The following is a 3,691-nucleotide window of genomic DNA, read 5'->3' on the forward strand; positions in this document are numbered from 1 at the left end:
CGGAGCGGCGGGCCGCCGCCCGCGCCGGGTTCCCCGGGGTGCGGTGCGCGGCCTCGCCCGACGAGCTGCTCGCGCGCGCGGACGAGCTGGACCTGGTGGTGATCGCGTCCCCCAACAAGACGCACGTCCCGATCGCCCGGGCCGCACTGGAGGCCGGTCTGCCGGTGGTCGTGGACAAGCCGCTCGCCGGGACGGCCGCCGAGGCCCGTGAGCTGGCGGCCCTGGCGAAGGAGCGGGGGCTGCTGCTGTCGGTCTTCCAGAACCGCCGCTGGGACAACGACTTCCTCACCCTGGCCCGGCTGATCGAGGAGGGCGAGCTCGGTGACGTGCTGCGCTTCGAGTCGCGGTTCGAGCGGTGGCGCCCCCAGCTGAAGGGCGGCTGGCGCGAGTCGGGCGACCCGCAGGAGATCGGCGGGCTGCTGTACGACCTGGGCAGCCACGTCGTGGACCAGGCGCTGACGCTGTTCGGCCCGGTGGTCCGGGTGTACGCGGAGTCCGACGTACGCCGTCCGGGCGCGGCGGCCGACGACGACACGTTCCTCGCGCTGACCCATGCGAACGGCGTCCGCTCCCATCTGCACGTCAGCGCGGTCACGGCCCAGCTCGGCCCGCGCTTCCGGGTCCTCGGCTCGAAGGCGGGCTACGTGAAGTACGGCCTCGACCCGCAGGAGGCCGCCCTGCGCGAGGGCGCGCGGCCGGCGACCGGCACGCCCTGGGGCGAGGAACCGCAGGAGCTGTGGGGCCGCGTCGGTTCCGGGGAGTCGCCGCTGACCGGCGGCGGTGTCCCGGTGCCCACGCTCCCGGGCGACTACCCCGCGTACTACGCGGCCGTCGCGGCAGCCCTGCGCGGCACCGACGAGAACCCGGTGACGGCCTCCCAGGCCGCTGCCGCCCTGGACGTCCTGGAGGCCGCGCGCCGCTCGGCCCGTGAGGGCGTCGCGGTCGATCTGGCCCCCCACCCCGACGACGAGGAGCCGCAGGCATGAGCACCGGCGCGCCGACCATCTCCGAGCTGATCGCCCAGGAGCGGCGGCTGACCCTGCCGCGCTTCGGCTACGACGAGGCGTACGCGCTGGGCGGGCTGCTGGTCGCGCTGGCCCGCGAACGGCACGCCCCGGTCGCCGTCGACATCCGGCGCGGCGCCCAGCAGCTCTTCCACGCGGCGCTGCCCGGTTCCAGCGCGGACAACGACGCGTGGATCGACCGAAAGCGCCGGGTGGTGGAGCGGTACGGGGAGAGCTCGTACCTGGTCGGGACCCGTTTCCGGGCGAAGGGCACGACCTTCGAGGAGTCCTCACGCCTGGACCTGGACACCTACGCGGCGCACGGCGGCTCGTTCCCGATCGCCGTGGAGGGCGCGGGCGTGATCGGCACGGTCACGGTGTCGGGCCTGCCCCAGGCCGAGGACCACGCGCTCGTGGTGGAGGCCCTGGAGCAGTTCCTGACCGGCCGCGCGTCCTGACCGGCGGGTCCGGGGCGAGGCGGCTTCCGCCCCGCCCCGGACCCTCGGGCCCTACGCGTCCTTGAGCGCCTGCCGCTGCCGGCCCAGCCCCTCGACCTCGAGCTCCACGACGTCCCCGGCGCGCAGGTACGGCTTGGGCTCGGGCCGTCCCATCGCCACGCCCGCCGGGGTGCCGGTGTTGATGACGTCGCCGGGGTAAAGCGTCATGAAGTGGCTGAGATAGCGCACGACCTCGCCCACCGGGAAGATCTGGTCGGCGGTCGTGCCGTCCTGCTTCAGTTCGCCGTTGACCCACAGCCTGAGGCCGAGCGCCTGCGGATCCGGCACCTCGTCGGCGGTCACCAGCCACGGGCCGAGCGGGTTGAACGTCTCGCAGTTCTTCCCCTTGTCCCAGGTGCCGCCCCGCTCCAGCTGGAACTCCCGCTCCGAGACGTCGTGCGCGGTGGCGTATCCGGCGACGTGCCGGAGCCCCTCATCGGCGGAGCCCAGGTAGCGGGCGGTACGGCCGATGACGACCGCGAGCTCGACCTCCCAGTCGGTCTTGCGGCTGCCGCGCGGCACCAGGACGGTGTCGTCGGGGCCGACGACGGTGTCGGGGGCCTTGAAGAACAGGATCGGCTCGTCCGGGACGGCCGCCCCGGTCTCCGCGGCGTGGTCGTGGTAGTTCAGCCCGATGCACACGATCTTGCCGATCCGGGCGACCGGTGGGCCGATACGCAGCCCCTCGCCGACGCGTCGGCGAGCAGTTCGCCGTCGATGTCGGTCACGAAGCCCGAGAGGTCGCGCAAGGTCCCGTTACGGTCCAGCAGCGCGGGGCGCTCCGCACCCGCCGTACCGACTCGAAGCAGCTTCAACGGTCCGTCTCCCTGGGTCGCGATCAGGCCCGTCGGTGGGTTGCGGCCAGCGAAAGGCTTGGCCGATCCTCCAAGACATCGGATCACTTCGCAAGGCCGTGTTCACGCAGTGGACCCGGGCCCTCACACGGCGGGCGCCACCGCGGTCTCCGGCGCCCGGGTTTCCCGGTAGAGGAAGGCGCGCTCGACCGCGGTCCAGGTGGTGCTGGTGACGAGGTAGAGAGCGGCGGCCAGCGGCACGACGGCCACCGAGAACAGCGTCAGGAACGACATCAGCGGCATCACCTTCGCCATGGCGCCCATGCCGGGCACCGGCTGCCCGTCCGGACCGGTCGCCGGGGTCATCGGGTTCGCCGCCATCTGGCGCTTGGTACGCCCGTAGTTGAAGGTGGCGACGGCCGCGACGACCGCGAAGAGCGCCAGGTAGACCACCCCGGCCCGGCCGAAGAGGCCGCCGTCGGCGAGCGCGTCGTGCCAGCGTGCACCGAGCGGGGCGCCGAGGAGCGCGTGGGAGAGCAGCGAGTTGGGCTCCCCGCCGATGCTGCCGCTGGAGAAGAGGTGGTAGAGCAGGAAGAAGGCCGGCATCTGCAGCAGGCTGGGCAGGCAGCCGGACAGCGGGGAGACCTTCTCCGCGGCGTGCAGCTCCATGAGCGCCTTCTGCATCCGCTCCGGGTTCTTCGCGTGCTTCTTGCGCAGCGCGGCGATCTGCGGCTGGAGCTTGGTGCGGGCCTTCTGACCGCGGGCCGCCGCCCGTGACAGGGGGTGCACGGCGAGCCGTACGAGCGCGGTGAACAGGATGATCGCGGCGGCCGTGGACGCCGTCTGGAAGAGCGGCTGGAGCAGGTCGGCGAGGGAGCCGACCAGGTGCGCGAAAGCGGACATGGGTGAGCCCTCCGGGGGTCTCGTCGTGCCGGAAGAGAAGAAGGCGGCAGGACGGACGGCGCCGGGAGCAGGCGTGGCTGGTGGAGCGGGTGCTGGTCCCTACGCGGCCGTCAGGAGGGCGGCGCCGGGCGCTCGGGGCCTGGTGCGCCCCTTCGCGTCGGGGTCCCGCTGGGGCAGGAACGCGGTGCGCTTCTCCCGGTCGCGCAGGGCGGTGCGCACCCTGGTACGGGGCACGGGGGCGGCGCAGCGGGCGCTGATGACGGAGCACACCAGGAGCGCGGAACCGGCGGCCGCGGTGGCGGCGAGCGCCATGGCGGAGAGGCTGCCGCTCCCGGCGAGGAGGACCTCGGCGAGGAACAGGGCGAGGAAGGCGGCGGGCCGGAGCACCGGCGCCAGCAGCCGGGTGGCCGCGCGGCGTACACGGTCGGTGTCGCTCATCGGCCCCCCTGTCCCCGTCTCGTGCGGCGGGTGCGCGCCGCGGTGTCCTCCAGCC

General features: G+C 73.9%; 4 protein-coding genes and 1 pseudogene. 2 read left to right on the forward strand and 3 right to left on the reverse strand.

Annotation, left to right across the window (positions count from 1 at the left end; all coding sequences use genetic code 11):
• Positions 1-986, forward strand: a 986-nt coding sequence (locus IH13_RS0134640) for a Gfo/Idh/MocA family oxidoreductase (protein ID WP_031090894.1), incomplete at its 5' end; no start/stop codon positions are given.
• The gene (locus tag IH13_RS0134645) at positions 983-1,462 is read left to right on the forward strand and encodes a heme-degrading domain-containing protein (RefSeq protein ID WP_031090895.1); all 480 of its coding nucleotides are present in this window, start codon (positions 983-985) and stop codon (positions 1,460-1,462) included. The genes IH13_RS0134640 and IH13_RS0134645, both read left to right, overlap by 4 nt.
• 51 nt (positions 1,463-1,513) lie before the next feature.
• Here IH13_RS0134645 and IH13_RS39245 read toward each other — a convergent pair.
• From IH13_RS39245 to IH13_RS0134660, 3 genes and pseudogenes are all read right to left on the reverse strand, one after another.
• Positions 1,514-2,316 (reverse strand): annotated as a pseudogene (locus IH13_RS39245) (fumarylacetoacetate hydrolase family protein).
• A gap of 123 nt (positions 2,317-2,439) precedes the next feature.
• Positions 2,440-3,198: a YidC/Oxa1 family membrane protein insertase gene (locus tag IH13_RS0134655; protein WP_031090897.1), complete on the reverse strand. Its 759-nt coding sequence runs from the start codon at positions 3,196-3,198 to the stop codon at positions 2,440-2,442.
• A gap of 99 nt (positions 3,199-3,297) precedes the next feature.
• The gene (locus IH13_RS0134660) at positions 3,298-3,636 is read right to left on the reverse strand and encodes a DUF6412 domain-containing protein (protein ID WP_031090899.1); all 339 of its coding nucleotides are present in this window, start codon (positions 3,634-3,636) and stop codon (positions 3,298-3,300) included.
• Positions 3,637-3,691 lie beyond the last annotated feature (55 nt).

Origin of the sequence: Streptomyces sp. NRRL WC-3549 (genome assembly GCF_000721935.1) — a bacterium.
Taxonomy (GTDB): Bacteria; Actinomycetota; Actinomycetes; order Streptomycetales; family Streptomycetaceae; genus Streptomyces.

What these genes read in the sequence shown, in the direction of transcription:
- IH13_RS0134655 (WP_031090897.1), bottom strand. Translation starts at nt 3,198, where the DNA reads ATGTCCGCTTTCGCGCACCTGGTCGGCTCCCTCGCCGACCTGCTCCAG.
- IH13_RS0134645 (WP_031090895.1), top strand. Translation starts at nt 983, where the DNA reads ATGAGCACCGGCGCGCCGACCATCTCCGAGCTGATCGCCCAGGAGCGG.
- IH13_RS0134660 (WP_031090899.1), bottom strand. Translation starts at nt 3,636, where the DNA reads ATGAGCGACACCGACCGTGTACGCCGCGCGGCCACCCGGCTGCTGGCG.